This window comes from Novosphingobium sp. BL-S-24 (assembly GCF_055521575.1).
The window spans coordinates 2,140,250-2,161,751 of record NZ_CM145488.1; the positions used below are offsets into that span (position 1 = coordinate 2,140,250).

Genomic DNA, 21,502 nt, shown 5'->3' on the forward strand with positions numbered 1-21,502 from the left:
GACAAAACAGCTAAATAGACTTGACGTCGAAATAGATTGTCACGAGGATGTGCTCGTGGGACTCGTTTATCGTCGACAGAACGACATGCTGACCCGCCAGGGAAAATTAGGGGAAACCGTATGCTTCGAGCTGCCTTCGGAAGGGCCAAGATGACTTTGTCGTTCGGAGGCGCGCGGGCGAGTAAAGCCCTGTTGCTAGTTACCTCTGCGGCTATCTTCCCGTCTGTGGCGATGGCACAGGTCGCCGCTGACGATACCGCCGTTGTCCCGCCTGCAAATGACACGTCGGCAGAACAATCGAACGCGATCCCCGCCGATATCGTGGTGACCGCTTACAAACGCGAGCAGCGCCTCAGCACCGTTCCGCAAGGCATATCGGTCGTTACGAGCACCCAGCTGGAGCAGCGTGGCGCCAAGAGCCTGGCAGACTTCGTGGCACTGACCCCGGGCATCAGTCTCAAATCTGGTGGAGCGCCGGGCACCGGATCGGTCGCGATCCGCGGTATCCCGCCGCTGCTCGCGGCAGGAACGGTGTCCGTCTATGTCGACGACGTACCGATCAGCGGTTCGGGCAGCGCTTCGCGGAGCGGATTGAACTCTCCGGACCTCGACCCCAACGATATAGAACGAGTAGAGGTGCTAAAGGGGCCGCAGGGGACGCTATATGGCGCGTCATCGCTCGGTGGCGTGATCAAGTACGTCCTTCGCAAGCCCAGCTTGACCAAGTCCGAACTCAACATGTCCGAAGAGGTCAACAAGATTGAGCATGGGCAATTCGGCACGACTTTGCGCGCTTCGGGATCGACGCCGCTAAGCGACACCCTGGCGGTACGCGTCAGCGGGTATTATCGGCGCGATGCCGGCTTCATCGATGATGTCGGTCCTTTTCCAGAAAAGGATGTGAACGGCGGGCATGCCTGGGGTGTTCGCGGCGCACTTTACTGGAAGCCGACCGATACGTTTACGGTCGACCTGACTGCATCGATACAGAAGTCGATCGTTCATGGGTTTACTGCCGAGGATCTGGACTGGCAGACCTCCGAACCGCTATTCGGGAAGTACAAGCAAGCGCGCTTCTCGCCCGAAAGCTTCCGGGTGAACAGCCAAGTGTACTCGGCGACATTCAAGTGGGACACGTCGATCGGAAGCTTCCTGTCATCGAGCGGCTATTCCAATGTCGTGCCACGCGCTCAAAACGACCTGACCTACAATTACGCGGGTACGGGCGGTCCGGTCGACTACGCCACGCCTGGTAATTACGAGAGCGAGCTTGGTCAAAAGCAGTTTTCACAAGAATTTCGCTTCACCTCGAAGCGCATCGGGTCGATCGAATTCCAGGCTGGCGCATTCTACCAGCATGGCAAGGCCAATGTTAACATTGACTACATCCAGTTCACGACCGCTGGCATACGGGACGATACAGCGAGTTCGCTGGGCTTCAACGACTTGCGGTCCACGCTCGATGAGTATGCCGGCTTCGTCAACGCGACCGCGTATCTCTCAAGCACGCTCGATCTAACGGCAGGCTATCGGCACAGTCGCATCGATCAGAAGAGCGTCTTGACGTCTGCGGACCGCCTTTTCGGTGGACCTTTCGTTCCTGAAACGATCAGAACCTCATCGCGCGAAAATTCGGACACGTATCAGTTCGGCGCGCGTTGGCGACCCTCGCAAGAGCTGATGTTCTATCTGCGTGCCGCCAGCGGTTACCGTCCCGGTGGTGCGCGAGGCCTGCCGCCGGGCGCTCCGGCGGACCTGGCACCGACCTTCGTATCCGACAATATCTGGAGCTATGAAGCCGGTGTAAAGACCCAGCTAATGGGCGGGCGCATCGTGGTCGATGCGGATCTCTTCCGCATAGACTGGAGTGATATCCAGACAGTCCTGATTATCGGCCCATTCGGCGTGACGGGTAATGGCGGCACCGCACGTAGCCAAGGTGGCGAAGTGCAGGTGTCGATCGAGCCCATCAAAGGCCTGATCGTGGGCGTAAATGCGGCTTACACCAACTCCAAGTTCACAGAAGATGCACCTGAAGTACGCAGGCTCAAGGGCGAGCGTCTTCCGTATGTACCGAAGTGGACCGCAACTGCCGATGCCAGCTACACTTGGCGCGTGAGTGATAATGCTCGCGCCAACCTTGGTGCAACCTATGCTTACAAGAGTTCGACCTTGGATTCTACTGCCGAACCCTACACGGTACCGGGCTATGCAACGCTTGATTTGCGTGCAGGCATTCAGACGGATCGATATGGGTTAAACTTGTACATCAACAATCTGACTGACAAGCGTGCGATTTCGGCGACGGCGCAGGGCTACTACAGTTTCTTCAATCCGTTCGTGGTCAATGTGATCCAACCACGGACTTACGGTATTCGCTTGTCCCAGAAGTTCTGACCGACACAGCTGGCGCCTCCGATGTGCCAGCTTCCGCGGCTGGAATTGTCAGCAATGACGATTCGGCCGCCGGTTGTTTACTGGGGACGATATTTTCTGGAAGGTTGATGATGGTTCATTCGGCGGATCGCATGTCGGTAAATGCGAATGGAAAATTGCGTATTGCGCTACGGCTTGCGGCCGGAGCGGTATCCGCGAGCGCACTTGCGTTGGTTCCATCGTCCGTTTTGGCGCAGGATGTGACCGCCGCGGCATTGGGCGCGCCCGACCAATTTACTTGGCTGGCCAACGCCAACGACCCCAAAGCCCAGGCATGGGCGGCCGAACAGTCCACCAAGACCATGCGCCGGCTCAGCTCCAGCCCCGAATTCGCCAAGGTCGAGGCCGAAATCCGACAAGCGCGCGCGGCAAGTTCGCCGACACCCAGCTTCACGTTGCTGGGGAACAACATCGTCCGCTTCGTGCGAGATGACGAGTACAAGTCAGGCGCGTTCTTCGTCGCTCCACGCCCTTCGGCTGGTGACAAGCGTCCGATTGCATGGAAGCTCGCGCTGGATGTCGCCGCGATGAACGCGGCTGACAAGACCGCCTATGAAGTGATGTTTCTCAATTTGAACGCGCAATGCCTTCCTTCAAACTTCAACCGCTGCCTGATCCCTTTCTCCAACGGTGGGACGTCGCTCGTCGAATATCGGGAATTTGACTTCTCATCGGGCAAGTTCGTCGAGGGCGGGTTCCACAGTCCGCCGACACGGGGCGATTTTGCGTGGCTTGATTCTGATACCATCGTCATCGGATACATCGGCCAGCCGAGCGATCAGCTGGCGAGCAGTTTCGCGAAGAACGTCATAGCCTGGAAGCGTGGAACACCGATTACTTCGGCGAAACCGGTCTTTTCGGCCAAGCCTTCGGACTCTATGGTGAGCGCCACCACCATCGGCAGTGGAAAGAGCCAGCGGGCTCTTTTGACGCGTGTAATCGACTATTCGAATTTCGAGCTTGATCTGGTGGGCCAGGACAGGTCCATCACTCGTCTCGATCTCCCGACCAAGCTGCAGAACTTTGGCACGGCTTTCGTAACGGGCAATAAGCTCGTCGTCCAACTCGCCGAGGCGGCGGTCGTGGAGGGCGTGAGCTATGCCGCCGACACGCTGATCGCGTATGACCTCGATGCGCCCCAAGGCAAGCGCGTATCCAAGGTATTCGCGCCCGCCGACGGATCCTACGTCAACGATCCTTATTATGGTATCGCTGGTAATGGCGAAGGGATCGCCTTTGTCGAGACGCGCAATCTTCAAAAAACGCTCGTGATGGCACGTCCGACAACGAGCGGCTGGTCGATCACGCGTTCGCTGTCCGCACCGGCGGGGGTGGCGATGACGATACTCAGTCGCGACCCCTTGGGATCAGGCTTGATCGTGGAGCAAACCGGCTTTCTCCAGCCTGCGCAGATAAGCCTTATCATGGCGGGGCGCGCTCCCGTCACCTTATTCAGCGGCAAGGCCATCGTGGATGCCAACAAGTTCGTATCCGAAGTTCGTTCGGCCCGCTCCAAAGACGGAACCATGGTCGATTACTATCTGGTGCGCCCCAGGCAGCCAAGGCCGGGCCCTGTGCCCGTGATCTTAAGCGGCTATGGCGGTTACGGCATAAACGCCGATCCAGGCTATTTTTCACAGGAGCTCGGTCTTGGCCTTGTGCCCTGGCTTCAGCGAGGGGGAGCATTCGCACTTGCCGCCATCCGGGGTGGTGGCGACCGAGGCTCCGCCTGGACGATTTCGGCTAAGGGCATAAATCGGCAACGTACGTTCGACGATTTCGCGGCGGTGGCCAAGGACATGGCCGACTCCGGCTTCAGCGCGCCCGGCAAGATCGGCAGCATTGGGCGCTCATTCGGTGGGTTTCTGTCCGCCAACATGGTGACCCAGCAACCCAATCTGTTTGGAGCGGCCATTGTCGGCGTGCCCTTTACCGATCTTTTTCGCGGCGTGGACGATGGCAGCATCATCGATGCCGGCCAAACCACCGAGACGGGCGATCCCAAGGATCCCAAGCAGGTCCCGATCATGCTGGGATACTCACCGTATCAGAACATCAAGGCCGGAACGAAATATCCCCATGTCTTGACGGTGGTGTCGACGGTGGATGGTCAGGTCGGGCCTGGTTACGGCCGTCGGTTCGCGGCGAAGTTGCAAAGCGTTGGGGCTGACTCACTGCTGCTAGAAGGGCCGACTGGAGGTCACGGCTTCCCCAATCCACTGGCAAATCCAAAGGAATTTGCCGCACAAGTGACGTTCTTCATCGACAGCTTGATGGCAAAATAGGATCGATGAAGATTGACGATCGCCGGATCATAAATCCGTTGGTGTCTGATCTGCAAAGATAGAGCTTGGCTTTGCGGGATGACGATCCGGCCATGCCGATAAGATGCGAGCCAGGAATGTACCATGAAGATGCTTGAACAGCCGCTGCGTCGATCTGGTCTTTGCGCAGATGATGAAAGAGGGCGGTGCGCAGATCGTCTTCAGCGGCTTGGCAGCCTTTGGCTGGGCCGCATAGTTCTGGCGTCGTTCTTGATGGTCATGGCAAGCGGGTCGGCGTCGGCAACCAAAGCGTCCCCCACTCGCGTCATCGGAGATCACCGGATCCTCCCGCCTCTTACCACAGACGACGAAGCCACGGTGGTAAGCGAACACCGGGTCAGGACGAAGACGGGCACGCTCACATACGAGGCAAGAGCGGGGCGCATCCCGATCCGCGATGCCGAGACGGGCGAGCTGCGCGGGCGCATTTTCTTTGTCGCCTATGTCGTCAAAGGATCTCGCACACCGCGTCCGATCACCTTTGCCTGGAACGGCGGGCCGCTGGTCGCGTCCTCGATCTTCAATCTGGACGGGCTGGGTCCACGGCGACGGGTCAAGGCGGAGCTGGTGGACAATCCCGACACTCCGCTTGCCGACACGGACCTCGTTTTCATGGATGCGGTCGAAACCGGCTTCTCGCGCCCCACGAAGCCGGAGTTCGCGAGCGACTTCATGAACATGCAAGGGGACATCCGCGCGACGGTGGAGTTCATCCGCGCTTATCGTCGGCGCTTCGGAGCCAACGATCAACCCCTTTTCCTTGCGGGCGGCAGCTACGGTGCGTTTCGCGTCGCGGCGGTGGCGGACGCGCTGACCGCCACCCATCAAACGGTCGCAGGCGCGATCATGCTGTCGGGCGATATTCCGAATATTCCGCAATCTACGGCATTCTACAACGCGATGCACGTGCCGGCGCGAACGGCCACGGCGTTTCACTATAAGCGGCTCGATGCCGACCTCTTGTTCGATCGCGAGGCGACGATGGCGGCGGCGGTGAAATGGGCTCGGTATGTTTATATGCCGGCTCTCGAGAAAGTCTCGCAGCTGTCAACGGACGAGCGCGAGGTGATCGCCAAGGATCTGGCGCGCTACACCGGGATCAGGCCGGAGCAGATCGATCGCAAGACGCTCGTGGTCTATGTCGGTGAGTATCTCAGCCACTATCTCGATCCCTCAGGTAACAAAGCCATGAGCGAGGAGGATACTCGCGTACAGGTCGCCAACGATGACGGCGATGTCGGCTTGGCCCAAGCTATTGATCACCACATCCGCGGCGAACTTGGCTATGCCACGGATCTCAATTACGCTGGCTTCGAAGACGGCTATGCTCCGTTCGGTGGTCGAAAACCGCTCTCGATCCGTGCCCAGTGGACGTACAATCAGGCGGGAGTAACACCTGACGTCATCGCGGAATTTCAGCGCACGGGCGAGGTGACGCCGATTGCGCAAGCCAATCCGCCCTGGATCGTAAATGCGCTCAAGCAGGATCCCGCCATGCGCGTCTTTGTCGCCACGGCGCGCTATGACCCCCTCAACATGTGCGAAGGCGACGCCATTGCCGCCGCGACCCTTCCAACTGCCTTAGGCTCGCGGATGTCGGTGAAGTGCTACGAAAGTGGCCACATCATCTATCGAGATCCCAAAGCCGGAGGGCTTCTGCTCAACGATATTTCTGCTTTTATCAGGCAAGTGGTTTCGAGGCAGTAAAACACAAGCCCTAAGTGTTTCCGCTATTTAGAACGTGCGTGGGCGTAATAATCCTGGGACAAGCAGTAATCTAGACGAAATGCCACCATTCGCGTTAGCGTACTGGCGTATAAGGGCATGTCATGCGAACTTTGACGAAGCGCGAAGCGAGCAAGCCAGCCCTTGCAGGGCTCGCACAATGAACGTTCGTAGATTTGCGCGAGCCTTGCTGGCTGCGGGTGTGGGTCGCTCCCGCCTATCCGTTCGGGGATCGGTGGCCCTACAATCGACCTCGCACGACGGATCAAACCAACGGGTTTACCCAGTCTCAGCTGACGGACCTGCGTTGTTGATCAGGTAATCGACGGATCACTCCCAAGGCGGCGATAAGCGCCAGGGCCAGCCCCGGGGCGGCTAGCGCAGGCACGAGAGCGGGAGCTACTCCTGCGGTGATGATCAAGCCTGCAAGCAGTGGTCCCGCCACTGAACCCGCTCGTCCAATGGAAACAGCGGCGCCCACTCCGGCGCCGAGTATCTCTGGAGGATAGGTCATGGGGCCAAGGGCATAGAGAACGAGTTGGCCGCCAATCACGAAAAAGCCTGCGGCAAAAACGCCAAGGATCAAGGTGTCGTTCGGCCCAAGAGAAAGAATGAGCAAGGCCGCCACCATGCCTGAATACGCTGAAATCAGTACGATGCGCTGTCGGATGGTGTCGATCAGCCGCCCAAGTACGAGACTTCCCAGCACCGCACCGCCGTTCATGATTAGGGTATATCTGGCTGCCTCGGTGCCAGAAAAGCCTTGCGACACTAGCAATGATGGCAACCAGTTCAACAAGAGATAGACGACTAGAAGCGTAAAGAAATAGGCAAGCCATAGTCGCAACGTGACCGCCGAACGGGACCCCAGCAGCTTTGCGGTGGACCGGGGGCCGGATGGAGGCGCAACATCGGCGCCAACTCGGTTGACCTTCGGCTTGGCCGCTGGCAGCCCGAAGGCGATCGGGAGCAGGAGCAGTAGCGGTCCCACTCCGCCCGCCCAGAACACTGCTCGCCACTCCGCCCCACCCAGAAAACCTAAGAGCGCCCCTGTGGCAGCGCCTCCGATCGGGAGGCCGCAATACATGAAGCTGAGTGCCGTGGCGCGATACCTGGGAGGAGCGGATTCGGAGGTCAGCGCGATCAGGTTGGGGAACGCGCCTCCAAGGCCGAGGCCGGCAAGCATGCGGACCGCGACTAAGAGCGGAAATGCCGATGCCATCGCGGTCGCCAGCGAAAACAGCCCGAGCATGACCATCGACATCAACAGAACGGTGCGGCGGCCATATACGTCTGAGAGCTTCCCACCAGATGCCGCACCGATCATCAGGCCGACGGTACTTGCGCTCATGACGATGCCCATTTCTACCGGCGAGAAACCAAACTCGCGGGAAAGTCCCGGCGCGGCGACACCCATCGACTGGATATCCAGACCCTCGAACACCGCTATGAGAAAGCAGATGAAGACGATCGTTGCCGCACTCGGCTTTTGAAATCTCATACTTTCGCTTTCGGGATGGCCGCGCTTCGGATCATCTAATTCGTTCCACTTTGCTTTGGACGGGTCGAGGGAAGGAGAGCGACCTTGGATTCTTCAAGGATCATCTTCCTTTAACGTTAAGCGGTCGCTTAATCTCGCTTGCTTTTCAGGCAGGCAATTGCAGATGCCCGGCGCCTGCAGGATCCTGCTTGGAAAATGACAAACTGTCTATATACGTTTTATGTATCGACATGGCGCGCCTGGAGCTCATCGTAGCCGGCGTGAAAAGTGCAAGGGGGATAAATGGACGTTCGGGCTGATACTTTCGTGCATGATGGTGAAGTTGGATCGCGCTCCACTCGCTGCACGATCGATGTCATTGGATCGGCCGACCTGACGATGCTTGTATCGATGGATGACGCAATCGAGCTGGTGAAGGCTGCCATGATAAAGGTGTCAGCCGCTCGAAGCTGGGCACCCCATCGTTGGGTAGAAGAACTGGAAAGCGGTGGAGCGATGGCGCTCATGCCAGGGGGACTGTTCTCCGACAATCGGTTCGGTATCAAGGTTTTAAGCCTTTTTGGGCCGGCGGCCCGGGGGCGTCTTTCAGGGCACCAGGGCGCCATGTTGCTTTTCGATAGCGTCGATGGTCGACCTCTTGCGATCGTTGAGGCGAGCGCTCTGACGGCTCTTCGGACCGCTGCGGCCACAGCGGTGGCAACAGATGCCTTGTCTCGTCCGCAATCAAATGTACTCGCCCTGCTGGGAACTGGTGCGCAAGCAAGTCGCCATATCGAGGCGATGGCTGCGGTGCGTCCGTTCAAGGAACTCCGCATCTGGTCCAGAGATCGGAACAAAGCGGAGCACTTCGTGGACAATCATGTGCAAGGCTTCGACAGAGTGACGGTTGTCGACGATCCACAAGCGGCAGTCATTGGCGCCGATGTTGTCTGCACGCTGACGCATTCGGACACGGCCGTCGTGCGCGGCGAATGGCTTGAGCCGGGCCAACACCTAAATTTGATCGGAGCGAGTACAGCTAGGTCTCGCGAGGTTGATGTAGAGGCGGTCAGGCGATCGAGATATATAGTGGACTCGCGCGCAAATGCGCTGTCGCAAGCTGGCGAGCTTCGAGACGCTATCGCCGCCGGAATCGTCGGCGAGGATCACATTACTGGCGAGATCGGCGAAGTTCTGACCAGAGCAGCCACTGGAAGGGATGGGCCGGACCAAATTACCATCTATAAGTCGTTAGGTCATGTTGCGCAGGACATCGCGGTTGCAGGGCATGCCTTTGCGTTGACCTCAGCCATGCGTTGGCACGGGCGCTTGCCGTGGTGAGTGCTGGTTAAACAAGGTGCGGAGGGCGGCTTCGTTGGCGTGGCCATGCTCGATCGCGGCTTGCACTCGTCATCGACACTACCCTTGCCGCGCCTCGATAACCGGACAACCTAGGTCTTTGGGGAGACCATGAGCGGCTCGGCAACTGCGTTGTCACTATCCTTGTTAATCTCTCCGAGGAGGTTGTAGACGCTCGCGCGGCTGATTTTCATGGCATTGGCGACGTGCGTTACCGAGTGGCGTGCTTGGAAAAGACCATCACGATCGACCATTTGCACCAGTTCGGCGCGCTCAGCGCGTGTGAGGTTTTCGATCGGCTTGTTGACGCGTAGCGAATAATCTCGAACCAGATAACTGACATGCTGCTGAAGATCATTGCGGTAAATAGGCTCGGGCCGTTTCAGCTCCGTCGAAGCGAAACTCGCCATCATCGATATCGCGCTGTCAAGAACACTGACGTCGAGATTGACGCATAGAAAGCCGATCAGCTCGTTTTCGGCATTGCGGAGGCCCGCGGTAATAGACTTGGTACGCCCCTGTGATGGCAAGGCTTTCTCATATGGTCCTAGGATAGACTCTTCTTTAGGAAACGCGTCCTTCGCCCCTTTCAAGTTCGATAGATCTCCCGCCTGACGTTGCGTGAAGCTGTTCCAGATCCGCACGATACGGCCGGTCCGCAGATCGTGGAGCACGACTTCGGCAAATGGATGCAGAAGTGTCGCAAATGCCTCGCCCACTGAAAAATAAGCGCTGAATGGATCGAGCGCTTCTGGCGGCGGAACGAGCTTCTTCTTGGTGGTTGCCATCTATTATGCCTCAAGCAGTCGGTCTTGGTGTCGCGCAAGATATGTTTAGGCCCGTAGAGGATACAAAGCACCGGCGCGACAGGCATTTCCTGAAAGATGCCGCTAGGTCGAACCGCAGAGCGGATCATGGTGCTTGTCAGGTACAATCCGGATCCAAGACATTATTCGCTAACGAGACCTGGGGAAGCTACATGTATGCGGTTTCGCACGCGAATGAGGCCTGAGCCAGTGGAACGGATGCTTCGCGCCAGATCCATTGCTCCGCTGGACGCTCTCTTAACTCCTCATTTGCTGCGCTATGCGTTCGTTCATACGGCGCTCCAGCAATTCGAGTGGGCTCTGTCAAACCAAATGCACCAGCTGGTGAGGTCCGGCGCAAGCGGGTGAGCCGCATGCAAGGATTCCGCCACTGGCGATGGCACCTGGACGAAATGTACGTGAAGGTGAATGGCGAAACGGGCTGCGCTCCTACGGCGCCGCCCTGAATGAGCTTGGCAATCGTGAGAAGCAGAAGATGATCGGCGAGCGGTCCGGAGTCACGTCCACGATGCCGCCCCAATTGCGCAGCATCCGCATGTGGCTAAATTGTGGAAACAGCTCGCAGATAGCCTCAAGCGTGTGAGTCGCGATGTGAAGGCCGCCGCGCTGGTTGTAGCTCGTGTAAACGTCGGTGCCTGCTCCGATTAGAGTTCACCCTTTTTGGACCGGCTCATGTAGGCATGGATGGTGTTCGACATCACCACGCACGGGAAGATCGGCTTGACCGGTTTGGATACGAGGGCCTGTAGCGGGTAGCTTTCCAGCGGTAATCGCACACCGGCCATGTCAAGCACGACGGAAGTATGACCGGCGGCAGAGACACCAACCCGCTTCGATCCGGTGAAGCCCCGAGTCGTTTCCACCCCTGTAACCCCTCCGGATGCATCGCGGCGGATACCTGTCACTTCACAGTTGTCGATGATATCCACACCTAGGTCATCGGCTGCGCGCGAGTAGCCCCATGCAACAGCATCATGCTGGGCGGTACTACCACGCCGCTGGCGAGGGTACGCCGAACCACCGGCGATAATCAGCTTGGGATGGTATTCTTGCGCAAGCTCGGCGACCGCGTTGTAATCGATGCGCTGGTCGTCTTCGCGCACGCCGTATTGTACTGGCCGAAGCCACTTGTCCGAGAACGTCGGAGCCGCCGTGGGTGAGGTTGCCGCCGTGTGCCAGGCTCATGCCCATCAGAGTATCGCCAGGCTGCAGCAGCGCAAACGCGACAGCCGTGTTGGCTTGTGCGACCGAGTGCGGCTGAACGTTCGCGAACTGTGCATTGAACAGTTGGCAAGACCGATCGATCGCGTTCTGCTCGGTCACGTCTACGTGTTCGCAACGACCATAGTAGCGCTTGCCGCGATATCCCTCCGCGTATTCATTGGTGAGGACAGACCCCTGCGCCTGGAGCTCCGCTGTCGACATGATGTTTTCGGAAGCGATAAGCTCCAACTAGTTGCGCTAGCGATGTAGTTCTGACCGGATGGCGGCATGCACGATGGCATCGGTTTCCGAAAGCTGGCCACCGAAGAACGTTGCTGCTGAAAGATTTGCGATCAAAGAATTTGTTGAGATCGCATCCCACGCCGACTTTTCTGCCGTCCGGTGCCCCATACAAGGCGCGGCCTGAAAAGGTTTATCGCCTCAAAGCCCGATAGCGGTACTTGTGCGCCTGCCGCCGTCTTGAGGAAGATGTTCATGTCCGAGGACGCGCGATTTCGTTTGTTGTAGAGCAGTCCTGCGACCACGACGATATGATCGTATCTGCTTGGGCTTTCCATGCGATCCCAAGACTGCACGCGAACGCCGCAACTCGACTCGATCTGTTCCGCGCGTATCGGCAGCCAGCCGGATAGCGTCTATGAAATTCGCGAAGGCGGCCGAGGTAAAACGTGGCGCGAGGACGAATCCGATTTTCAGCCTTGAACCGCCGGCTGGCGCATCAGAGAGTGAGAGCATGCAACTCTCCCACGTAAGACTGCTGAATGTTGCGACATCATGACGAATGTCGCAATTATTCAATTCGCCGTATCGCTTGATACCGCCTGATGCGCGCGTCCGGCCCCTTCAAAATCGTTGCTATTGCCGCCAGTCCAGAATCGCCGTCGAGAGCCTGTGAAGGCCGAGTGAGACAACTCGATACCACGCCGTATTGACAGCAACATGCAATTGAATGTCGCATTAATTCTATCGGCAAGCAGGCGACTGAAACAGATTGGTTACGACAGACATCTTGGTCGCCAAGTGACGCGCCAACGGATGCACGTGACGGCACGCTGAAAAATTTTTGGGAGAGCATCATGCGTGAAGCATGGATTATCGATACCGCCCGCACGCCGCGGGGCATCGGCCGAGCGGGTAAGGGCGCACTTGCGGACGTTCATCCCCAGCGCATCCTGTCCACGGTGCTCAAGGCCCTCGCTGAGCGCAACGGTTTGACCACCGATGACATCGATGACGTGATCGTGGGGTGCTTCTCTCAGACCGATCGCCAGGGCGGCTGTATCGCGCGCCAGGCAGTGCTCGACGCCGGTTGGGGAATGGCGGTTCCAGGCTTCACGGTGAACCGGTATTGCGGATCAGGTCTGACCGCCGTCAACCAAGCCACCATGGGCATCTGGTCCGGCGCTCAAGAGCTTGTCGTGGCGGGCGGCGTGGAGCAGATGTCCAGCGTGCCTTCGGTATCCGACCCGACATTGTTCGACTGCGGGAATGAGCATCTGCGTTCCATCCACGCGCAGACCCATCAAGGGATCAGCGCGGACCTTCTCGCTGCCCTCGAAGGCGTATCGCGTGAGGAATTGGACGCATTTGCTCTCCAGAGCCAACAGAAAGCTGCCCGCGCAATAGCCGAAGGTGCTTTTAGTCGGAGCCTTGTTTCCGTCTACCACGATGACGGAACTCTCGCGTTGGATGTCGAGCAGTACCCTCGTCCCTCGACAACGATCGATCGCCTTTCCGAATTGAAGCCGGCATTCGAAGGAATGATGGACTATCAATGGAATGCAGAGGGGCTGACGTACCGGCAACTTGTCGAGCGGGACTATCGCGATATCGATATCGTGCATGTGCATCACGGCGGGAACTCGTCGGGTATCGTCGATGGCGCCGGCGCTATCGTACTGGCCTCGCCCGAGTACGCCAAGGCTCATGGGCTCAAGCCACGGGCGCGTATCAAGGCGATCGCGACGGCGGGTGCATCGCCCGAATTGATGCTCACGGCGCCGGCACCCGCAGCCCGCAAGGCGTTGGCGATAGCTGGCATGACCGCCGGTGACATCGACTTGTTCGAGATCAACGAGGCTTTTGCGATCGTCCCGATTACCTTCATGCGTGAGATGGACGTCGATCCCGCCAAGGTGAACGTGAACGGCGGTTCCATCGCGCTCGGTCATCCGATCGGCGCCACCGGCGCGATGTTGGTGGGGACTGTCCTCGATGAGCTTGAACGGCGCGATCAGGCAACAGGGCTTGTCACCTTGTGTACTGGCGGTGGCATGGCTCCCGCTGCCATCATCGAGAGAATGTAAGTCGTAATCTACGCAATACGCAGTCAAGTGGAGACGTCGCGATGACAGAGTCGATCAGTGGCACGTATGCCGAAGCCCGCGAAAAATTCCTGGCGCTCGCCGCTGAGCGTAGCGCCTCGGTGATATCGGTGGTGCATCCAAGCGCGGTGGGCGCGCAGGGTGAGGAACTTGCCATAGACTTCGCCACGTTCGGGTCGCCGGATGCGGAAAAGACGCTCTTCCTCGTCTCGGGCACCCACGGCCAGGAAGGTTTCTATGGTTCCGCCCTGCAGATCGAGTTCCTGCGCGACCTCGAAATCCCCGAGGGGGTGAACGTCGTCGCCCTGCATGGCCTGAACCCCTGGGGCTTCTCGCATCTGTCGCGGACGGACGACCAGAACATCGACGTCAATCGCAACTTCACCGATTACGGCGTCCCCTCGTCGCAGGACGAGGTCTATCCCATCTTGTTCCGTGCTCTTTGCCCCGACGATTGGACCCAAGAAACTATCGACTGGAGTGAGGCGCGCGACAAGGTCACCCGCAAGTACGGCATGAAGCGCATGGTGACGGCCGCGGGCGGCGGGCAGATCGTCGAGCCGACCGGGATGAACTACGTCGGCAGCGGTCCATCCTGGTCGCGCACGGTCGTGGAAGACGTCCTGCCGCGCATCTTCGCCCGCTCTCGCAAGATCGCCTTCATCGAATGGCATACCGGCCTTGGCGGTTATGGTGAACTCAGCCACATCCCCATGATGGAGCCTGGTTCGGACGGCTACGAGCGGATGTTCAACTGGTTGGGCGATGAGGCGCGTGAGACGTGGTCCAAAGGCATGGACTTCACCGATGGGGTGACACCCGATTACCGCGGCTGGTTCTCAGCCTGGCTGCCAAGCACCGCTCCACACGCCGAGTGGACGGGGATGGTCATCGAGGCGGGAACGTACGGTGTAATCGAAGTGATGGACGGCATCCGCATGGATCGTTGGATGAAGTTTGGCAAAGGTCGCAGCTATATGTCGCGGGAGGACATGCGACGTTCGATGATGGACAAGCTGTTCCCGGAAGCGCCAGATTGGCGTGCGGCAGCCATGAAGAATGGCCTCGATGCACAGCACCGAATGCTGGAAGGCCTGAAGCAATGGTGAGGGCAAGAATACGTCGGGCCGTCCGCCCTTAACCCCCAGGGCGCGACTACAGGATCGAAAGACAACCGAATGATGACACCATTCAGCGAAACATATCAGCAGGCGCGCCAGACGTTCCTTGCCTTGGCATCTGACCGCAATGCACGAGTTGTGTCAGCCATACATCCCACTGAGCGCGGCGCAGAGGGTGAGGAACTGGCGATGGACATCGCGATCTTCGGCGATCCCGATGCCGAAAAAACGCTGTTCCTCGTTTCCGGCACGCATGGGCAAGAGGCATTTCTGGGTTCAGCGCTGCAGATCGCGTTCCTTCGCGATTTGGTCATCCCGGAAGGGCTGAACGTCGTGGCGTTGCATGCGCTCAATCCCTGGGGCTTCTCTCACCTGTCACGCACCGATGAAGCGAACATCGACCTCAACCGCAATTTTGCCGATTTCAACCCACCTGCTCCTCCCAAGGAACTCTACAAAAGCCTGTTTGACGCGCTGTGCCCCGACGACTGGAACGAACAGACTATCGACTGGACCGATGTTCGAGACGAAGTAGTCCGTGTTCATGGCATGAAGCAGATGATCACGGTGCTTGCCGGCGGCCAGACAGTCGAGCCTACCGGGCTTAATTATGTCGGAACGGGACCTTCCTGGACGCGCAGAACGGTGTCGGAGCTTTTGCCACCGATCTTCGCCAAAGCGCGAAAGATCGCCTTTATCGAGTGGCATACAGGCCTTGGCGGCTTCGGAGACCTGAGCCATCTTTGTTCCGATCTTCCAGGCTCACCTGCCTACGAGCGCGTGTTCGATTGGATGGGGGAGGAAGCCAAGGCATCCTTTGCGGCCAGCTTCGAGATTACAAACGGTGAAGTCCCCTCCTATCAGGGATTGTTCTCGACTTGGTTGCCGACGACGGCACCCCAAGCCGAATGGGCCGGCGTGCTCATCGAGGTCGGCACCTATGACAACATGGCCGTTGGTGAGGCGGTGCGCATCGATCGATGGCTACGGTTCGGGCGAGGCCGATCATCCACACCCCGCGAAGAAATGCGCCGCACCATGATGGAAAGGTTGAACCCTGCCAGCAGCGAATGGCAGGGCAAGGCTCTTGCCAATGGTCTCGACGCGCAAATGCGCGCGCTGCGCGGACTGCAAGCCTGGTAGATCAAAGTCGGACGAAAGATCGAACCTGCACGGCACAACAGGATGGCTCGGCCATCTCAGTGACACCTTGCGGAATTGCATTTTAGATTAGCGGAGAGAAAAATGAGCGACGTGCTCGAAGATTTTGTTGCCGCCGTGCCCTACGTGGTCCTCGGTCCAGACGGCGACCACCACCTTTCGGGAAGCCGGTGCGGACACTGCGGAACCACGCTGCTCGGTGAGCGTATCGGGTGTGCCAAGTGTGGTGCCAGCGATAGTATCACGCGGGTTCGACTGGCCGATACTGGTCGCGTGCGTACCTGCACCGTAATCACCCGCAGCTATCCGGGAGTACCCGTTCCGTTCATCGCCGCCGTGATCGACATCGACGGTGGTGGCGTGGTGCGTGGTACGTTGCAGGGGCCAATTCCAGCCGATCCGGTCGAGTTGGTTGGCCAGCCTGTGCACATCCGCATCGAGGACACTGGCCAGCGTGACGTGTCCGGCCGCGCGTTCTTTTCCCATAACTTTCATCCGGCGGAGATTTCTGCATGAGCAAGGCTGTTATCGCCGGAATCGATATGATCCGGTTTGGTCGTTACCCCGATCGCACGTTGGAGCAGCTGGGCGGAGAGGCCGCGATGCTGGCTCTCGCCGACGCCGGCGTGACGATCAAGGATGTGCAGGCTCTTTATTGCGGCAGCGCGCTGCAGGCAACGGCGGTTCCGGGTCAGCGCATCCTCCGCCAGATCGGTGAGGTCGCGATTCCCGTCCTCAATGTCGCAAATGGATGTGCAACCGGAGCTTCGGCCTTTCGCGAAGCCGTCTTGGCCGTCGAGAGCGGCCGCCACGACATCGCGCTCGCCGTCGGTGTTGAGAAGATGGAGCGTGGGTTGATCCCGATGCCCGGCCGTCCTGCTGATTTTCGCGAGGAAGGAGCCATCGGTACGATCACCACGCCGTCAATGTTCTCGCAAGCCGGTGTGGTTCACACGGCGAATTATGGAACGACATTCGAACAGTATGCCAAGGTGTCCGTGAAGAACCACCATCATGCGACGATGAACGAGAAGGCCTACGTCCGCCGCGAAACGCCCATCGAGGAGGTGATGGCGTCGGAGATGATCGCATATCCTAACACCAAGCTGATGTGCTCTATCAACATCGACGGTGCGGCGGCGGCGGTGGTAACGAGCGAGGCCTATGCGCGCAAGCATGGCCTGATGGGCCGGGCTGTCCGGGTTCGCACCGCGCAGTCACTCAGCAGCGTCTATACGGACATGGAAGACGGCTTGACCGACTTCAGCGAAGTCACACGTGCTACCGCGCAGCTTGCCTACGAGCAGTCTGGCGTCGATATCGCCGATCTCGACCTGGTGGAACTGCACGACTGCTTCGCTACCGCCGAGATCCTGCACTACGAGAACCTGGGACTTTGCGGCCGGGGTGAGGGCGGCGCGCTGATAGACAGCGGCGAGACCGCGCTGGGTGGCAGGATACCTGTCAACGTGTCGGGCGGGCTTTTGTCCAAGGGCCATCCCCTTGGCGCGACCGGTATCGCCAACCTCTACGAGATCTGCCTGCATTTGCGTGGCGAAGCCGGTGTCCGGCAAGTGGAAGGTGCGCGCCTCGGTCTGGCGCATATCGTTGGTGGCATCATCGACTTCGGCTCGGCCTGCGCGGTGCACATCCTGGAGCGTCCTTGAGCTATGTCCGCTCTCGCTCTGGAAGTCGCACAGGCCCATTCGTCTGGAAGGTCTTTTCCTCATTTGAATGAGGTGCTGGTCTCATCCTTGCGTGCGCACAAAGACAAGATCCTCCTGCACACCTGGGACGATCGGCATTTTACAGGCGAGCAGATCGAAGCCGAGATCGCGCGCTACGTCGCTGCCTTGGAGCGGCAGGGGGTAAAGCTCGGAATGAAGGTCGGGCTGCTGTCCGGCAACAGCGTCGAGGTATTATTCGCGCAACAGGCGATCGGTCTGGTTGGCGGCGTCTTCACACCGTTCCATCCGATGGGTGGCCCGGCCGACTTCGCCTATATGCTTAACGACGCGGACATCGAGATCGTCATCGTCGCGGAAGCGCGGCTTGAAGACATGCGCGCGGCGATGCAGCTCGCAGACTGCAACTCGAAGCTGTTGACGCTTAGCGGTGGGGGTGGCGGTGACCACGACCTGGTTTCTCTTGCCGCTCAGGAGGATGCAACGCGGATAGATCTGCGTCCGATCGATCCCGAGGCGATCTGCCGGATCATTTACACCGGCGGCACGACCGGCGTTCCCAAGGCGACGCAGGCGAGTTATCGCGCGATGTCGACAATGTGCGGGATCCAGATCGAGGACTGGCAATGGCCGGCTGAGATCCGCCACCTGCTGGTTGCGCCTCTCAGCCACGTCGGCGCGACGTGCTTCACGCCTACGATCGCGCAGGGCGGTGCGCTCTATATCGAAAAGGGCTTCGAGCCGGCGTCGGTTCTCGCGGCAATTGAGCGGCATGCCATCACCTGTATCTTGATGGTGCCGACAATGATCAACGCCGTACTCGATCATCCCGATCTTTCGCGTACCGACGTGTCGAGCCTGGAGACGATCTTCTACGGCGCCTCGCCGATCACGCCATCGCGACTGCGGGCGGCGATCGCGCATTTTGGGCCAATCCTGTTCCAGTTCTACGGACAGGCCGAGGCGATCACGACGGTGACCGTGATGCGCCGCGAGGAGCACGACGTCTCTTCCGACGAAAGGCTCGCCTCCTGCGGCCGCCCCGTGGTTGACGCCGAAGTCCGCTTGTTGGACTCCGAAGGCGTCGAGGTTCCCGATGGCGAACCCGGCGAACTGTGTGTGCGCGGGCCACTGCTGATGAGCGGCTATTTCAATAAGCCCGACGAGACCGCCGAGGCGCTGCGGGGTGGCTGGCTACATACCGGCGATGTCGCTGTACGAGGCCCGGATGGCTTCCTCCGCCTCGTCGATCGAGCCAAGGACATGGTAATAACCGGGGGCTTCAACGTCTATCCGCGAGCGGTCGAAGATGTACTCGAAGCGTATCCAGGCGTCGCCAGCGCTTGCGTCTTCGGACTTCCCGATGACCATTGGGGAGAGATCGTGGTGGCCGTCGTGGTACTGCGCGATCCGGACGTGAGTGCTGCTGATATCTCGGCTTTCGTCAAAGCGCGCAAGGGCTCGGTTCAGACGCCCAAGAGAATCGAGGTCGTGCAAAACATTCCCCTGACCGCCGTCGGTAAGCCCGACAAGAAAGCGCTACGGAAGATGTATTCTGCCATTCTCTCCGATGAGCAGGCAGCCAAGTCCGCGAATTGTAATTGATCGGTTGCGAGGACACGTATCATGAACGCCACGACGGATTACGATAGGGCTTCGCCTGAACTGCGTCATCATCTGCACCAGCTGATGAATGATCGCGGTGCGCCCGGACTGCAATTGGCTGTGGTTCGCGATGGACGTATCGAAGCTCTGGATGCCCTTGGACTGGCCAACGTCGAGCATCAGGTACCTGTCACCGACGCGTCAGTGTTCTCGATCAATTCAATGGCGAAAGCCTTTACCGGCGTTGCGGTCATGCAACTCGTAGAGGCGGGAAAGCTCGACTTGGCGGCTCCCATCTCGACCTACCTCGAAGATATCCCGGATGCGTGGAACCCCATTACTGTCCGCCAGCTTGCGACGCTCGTGTCTGGCGTACCGGAAATGATGCACTACACGCCGGATTTCAACGTCACGCTTAATGGCGATGGCTCCGATGAAGCGGCCTGGGCTGAGGCGTATGCTGCGCCGATGGAATATCCTACAGGTCAGGGTTATCGCTACACTCAGACCAATTACGCACTGCTCGGCAAAATCATCGAACGAGCCAGCGGACAGCATTTCACGTCCTTCATCGCCGAACAGCAATTCGCTCCTGCCGGTATGATGCACACGCATCACGGCACCGACCAGGACATAGTTGCAAACCGTGCTAACAGCTACATGAACATAAACGCCGACGGCGAGCCGGTCGGAAAGATCTTCAACAGCACGCTGAATTGGCCACTCGTGTTGCAAACGGCCGCAGGAATGCACAGCACCGCGCAAGACCTTGCAAAGTGGGCGATCGCTCTGGAGCAAGGTGTTCTGCTGAAAGATCCTGCCAACGTCGAGACAATGCGGACAGCTTGCCCGATGCATGACGGCAAGCCCGGCATCTGGGGGATTGGCTGGCTCGTCGGTCGCAGCAAGGTTGGCCGCATTTCGGCGCCTGCCGGCGGTGCCAAGGCGCAAGTCGTTTTCTACCCCAATGGCTTGACCATCGTCCTGCTGACCAATCTGCTGGGAGCATTTCCAGAGCATCTCGCTCCGGTCACGGCCGACGAGATCGACCTTGCGTTTGTCGACGATATCGCCGGGTACTTCGGCTTGTGACGCGTCAGCATGGTAGTGGGCCGCTGGCAGGCCTGCGTGTCGTCGAGTTCGCCAGCATCGGTCCTGGCCCGCATTGCGCGATGTTGCTCAGCGATCTGGGCGCCGAGGTCTTGCGGATCGAGAAAGGGGGCGGAAACGGCTGGCCGAATCCCATCGCCGATCGTGGGCGATCGACCGCTACGATCGACATTCGCACCGAGGCCGGCAAGGCGTTCTGTCTCGATGTATGTGAACGCGCCGACATTGTCATCGAAGGCTTCCGCCCCGGCGTGATGGAGCGGTTGGGACTGGGGCCCGAGACCATGCTCGCGCGGAACGGGCGGCTTGTCTACGGTCGCATGACGGGCTGGGGGCAGGACGGGCCGCTGGCCACGACGGCCGGGCACGACATCAATTTCATAGCCTTGACCGGCGCACTCGACGCAATCGGCCTGCCCGGCGGCAGGGCAATCCCGCCCCTCAACCTGGTGGGTGACTTTGGCGGCGGTTCGATGCTGCTCGCTTTCGGCATCCTCGCTGCTCTGGTGGAGCGTGAACGCTCCGGCGCAGGGCAGGTCGTGGATGCTGCTATCGTCGACGGGGTCACCTCCATGATGTCGTTCTTCGACGGACTGCAGCAGTCGGGGCAAATCTCCCTGGATCGACATGAAAATGTCTTGGGGGGATCGGCCCCGTTCTATCGCACGTACCTTTGCAAGGACGGCCGGGAGGTGGCTGTAGGGCCACTGGAGCCAAGGTTCTATCAGATGCTGCTAGAGGCGATCGGGGCGCCAGACGATCTGCTGGTGGCGCAGCACGATCAAGCAGCCTGGCCGCAGCAGGCGAAGTGCCTGGAGGCGATTTTCCTTCAGCGGGATTTGTCTCACTGGGCGGGCCTGTTCGAAGGCAGCGACGCTTGCTTTTCGCCCGTCTTGAGGTTGAGCGAAGTGCCCGAGCATCCGCACATGAAGGCGCGTTCGGCGTATGTGACCAAGGATGGCCATACGCAGTGCGCCCCCGTGCCACGGTTTTCCCGCACTCCCGGTGCGATCCAGGACGGCCGGACCGCCGAAGAGTTGCTCGAGAACTGGCGGCTGGATGCCGCGGCGGCGCGATGACGATAGCCTCATCACTACGAGCGTCGGTATCTCCGATCAGCC

15 protein-coding genes and 2 pseudogenes are annotated in these 21,502 nt (G+C 59.3%); 13 read left to right on the forward strand and 4 right to left on the reverse strand.

Annotated elements, in window-relative coordinates; genetic code table 11:
- Positions 1-150 precede the first annotated feature (150 nt).
- From ACZ1JM_RS15670 to ACZ1JM_RS15680, 3 genes are all read left to right on the forward strand, one after another.
- Entirely contained in the window at positions 151-2,397 is a 2,247-nt protein-coding gene (locus ACZ1JM_RS15670; RefSeq protein ID WP_465133288.1) for a TonB-dependent receptor, read from the forward strand.
- A gap of 107 nt (positions 2,398-2,504) precedes the next feature.
- Positions 2,505-4,721 carry a prolyl oligopeptidase family serine peptidase gene (locus tag ACZ1JM_RS15675; protein ID WP_465133289.1) on the forward strand — a complete coding sequence of 739 codons (2,217 nt, stop codon included), beginning with the start codon at positions 2,505-2,507 and terminating at the stop codon, positions 4,719-4,721.
- A 258-nt stretch (positions 4,722-4,979) separates the two neighbouring features.
- On the forward strand, positions 4,980-6,467 hold the full coding sequence (locus ACZ1JM_RS15680) for a S10 family serine carboxypeptidase-like protein (RefSeq protein WP_465133290.1): 1,488 nt from the start codon (positions 4,980-4,982) through the stop codon (positions 6,465-6,467).
- A gap of 307 nt (positions 6,468-6,774) precedes the next feature.
- Here ACZ1JM_RS15680 and mhpT read toward each other — a convergent pair whose 3' ends face one another.
- A complete protein-coding gene (mhpT, locus tag ACZ1JM_RS15685; protein WP_465133291.1) occupies positions 6,775-7,986 on the reverse strand; it encodes a 3-(3-hydroxy-phenyl)propionate transporter MhpT in 1,212 nt (403 codons plus the stop codon).
- Positions 7,987-8,397: 411 nt separating this feature from the next.
- Here mhpT and ACZ1JM_RS15690 point away from each other — a divergent pair, with 411 nt between their 5' ends.
- Positions 8,398-9,306, forward strand: a complete 909-nt coding sequence (locus tag ACZ1JM_RS15690; RefSeq protein WP_465133292.1) for an ornithine cyclodeaminase family protein — start codon at positions 8,398-8,400, stop codon at positions 9,304-9,306.
- Positions 9,307-9,416: 110 nt separating this feature from the next.
- Here the strand turns inward: ACZ1JM_RS15690 and ACZ1JM_RS15695 are convergent, their stop codons facing one another.
- Positions 9,417-10,112 (reverse strand): helix-turn-helix transcriptional regulator, encoded by a 696-nt coding sequence (locus tag ACZ1JM_RS15695; protein WP_465133293.1) that lies wholly within the window; start codon positions 10,110-10,112, stop codon positions 9,417-9,419.
- Between the two features lie 359 nt (positions 10,113-10,471).
- Here ACZ1JM_RS15695 and ACZ1JM_RS15700 point away from each other — a divergent pair.
- Positions 10,472-10,567: pseudogene (locus ACZ1JM_RS15700) on the forward strand (IS6 family transposase); the annotation flags it as partial.
- A 228-nt stretch (positions 10,568-10,795) separates the two neighbouring features.
- Here ACZ1JM_RS15700 and ACZ1JM_RS15705 read toward each other — a convergent pair.
- Both ACZ1JM_RS15705 and glyA read right to left on the reverse strand, forming a co-directional pair.
- Positions 10,796-11,233 (reverse strand): FAD-dependent oxidoreductase, encoded by a 438-nt coding sequence (locus tag ACZ1JM_RS15705; protein WP_465135098.1) that lies wholly within the window; start codon positions 11,231-11,233, stop codon positions 10,796-10,798.
- Positions 11,210-11,576: pseudogene (gene glyA, locus ACZ1JM_RS15710) on the reverse strand (serine hydroxymethyltransferase); the annotation flags it as partial. The gene ACZ1JM_RS15705 and the pseudogene glyA, both read right to left, overlap by 24 nt.
- Before the next feature lie 875 nt (positions 11,577-12,451).
- Here glyA and ACZ1JM_RS15715 point away from each other — a divergent pair.
- The 8 genes from ACZ1JM_RS15715 (at position 12,452) to ACZ1JM_RS15750 (ending at position 21,460) form a co-directional block, all read left to right on the forward strand.
- Entirely contained in the window at positions 12,452-13,681 is a 1,230-nt protein-coding gene (locus tag ACZ1JM_RS15715; protein WP_465133294.1) for an acetyl-CoA C-acetyltransferase, read from the forward strand.
- Between the two features lie 41 nt (positions 13,682-13,722).
- Positions 13,723-14,808: a DUF2817 domain-containing protein gene (locus tag ACZ1JM_RS15720; protein WP_465133295.1), complete on the forward strand. Its 1,086-nt coding sequence runs from the start codon at positions 13,723-13,725 to the stop codon at positions 14,806-14,808.
- A 69-nt stretch (positions 14,809-14,877) separates the two neighbouring features.
- Positions 14,878-15,963 carry a DUF2817 domain-containing protein gene (locus ACZ1JM_RS15725; RefSeq protein WP_465133296.1) on the forward strand — a complete coding sequence of 362 codons (1,086 nt, stop codon included), beginning with the start codon at positions 14,878-14,880 and terminating at the stop codon, positions 15,961-15,963.
- 102 nt (positions 15,964-16,065) lie between these two features.
- Positions 16,066-16,497 (forward strand): Zn-ribbon domain-containing OB-fold protein, encoded by a 432-nt coding sequence (locus ACZ1JM_RS15730; RefSeq protein ID WP_465133297.1) that lies wholly within the window; start codon positions 16,066-16,068, stop codon positions 16,495-16,497.
- A complete protein-coding gene (locus tag ACZ1JM_RS15735; RefSeq protein WP_465133298.1) occupies positions 16,494-17,648 on the forward strand; it encodes a thiolase family protein in 1,155 nt (384 codons plus the stop codon). The genes ACZ1JM_RS15730 and ACZ1JM_RS15735 overlap by 4 nt, the downstream gene beginning before the upstream one ends.
- An 87-nt stretch (positions 17,649-17,735) precedes the next feature.
- On the forward strand, positions 17,736-19,271 hold the full coding sequence (locus ACZ1JM_RS15740) for an AMP-binding protein (RefSeq protein ID WP_465133299.1): 1,536 nt from the start codon (positions 17,736-17,738) through the stop codon (positions 19,269-19,271).
- A 21-nt stretch (positions 19,272-19,292) separates the two neighbouring features.
- A complete protein-coding gene (locus ACZ1JM_RS15745; RefSeq protein WP_465133300.1) occupies positions 19,293-20,363 on the forward strand; it encodes a serine hydrolase domain-containing protein in 1,071 nt (356 codons plus the stop codon).
- A complete protein-coding gene (locus tag ACZ1JM_RS15750) occupies positions 20,360-21,460 on the forward strand; it encodes a CaiB/BaiF CoA transferase family protein (RefSeq protein WP_465133301.1) in 1,101 nt (366 codons plus the stop codon). The genes ACZ1JM_RS15745 and ACZ1JM_RS15750 overlap by 4 nt, the downstream gene beginning before the upstream one ends.
- The last annotated feature ends 42 nt before the right edge of the window (positions 21,461-21,502 follow it).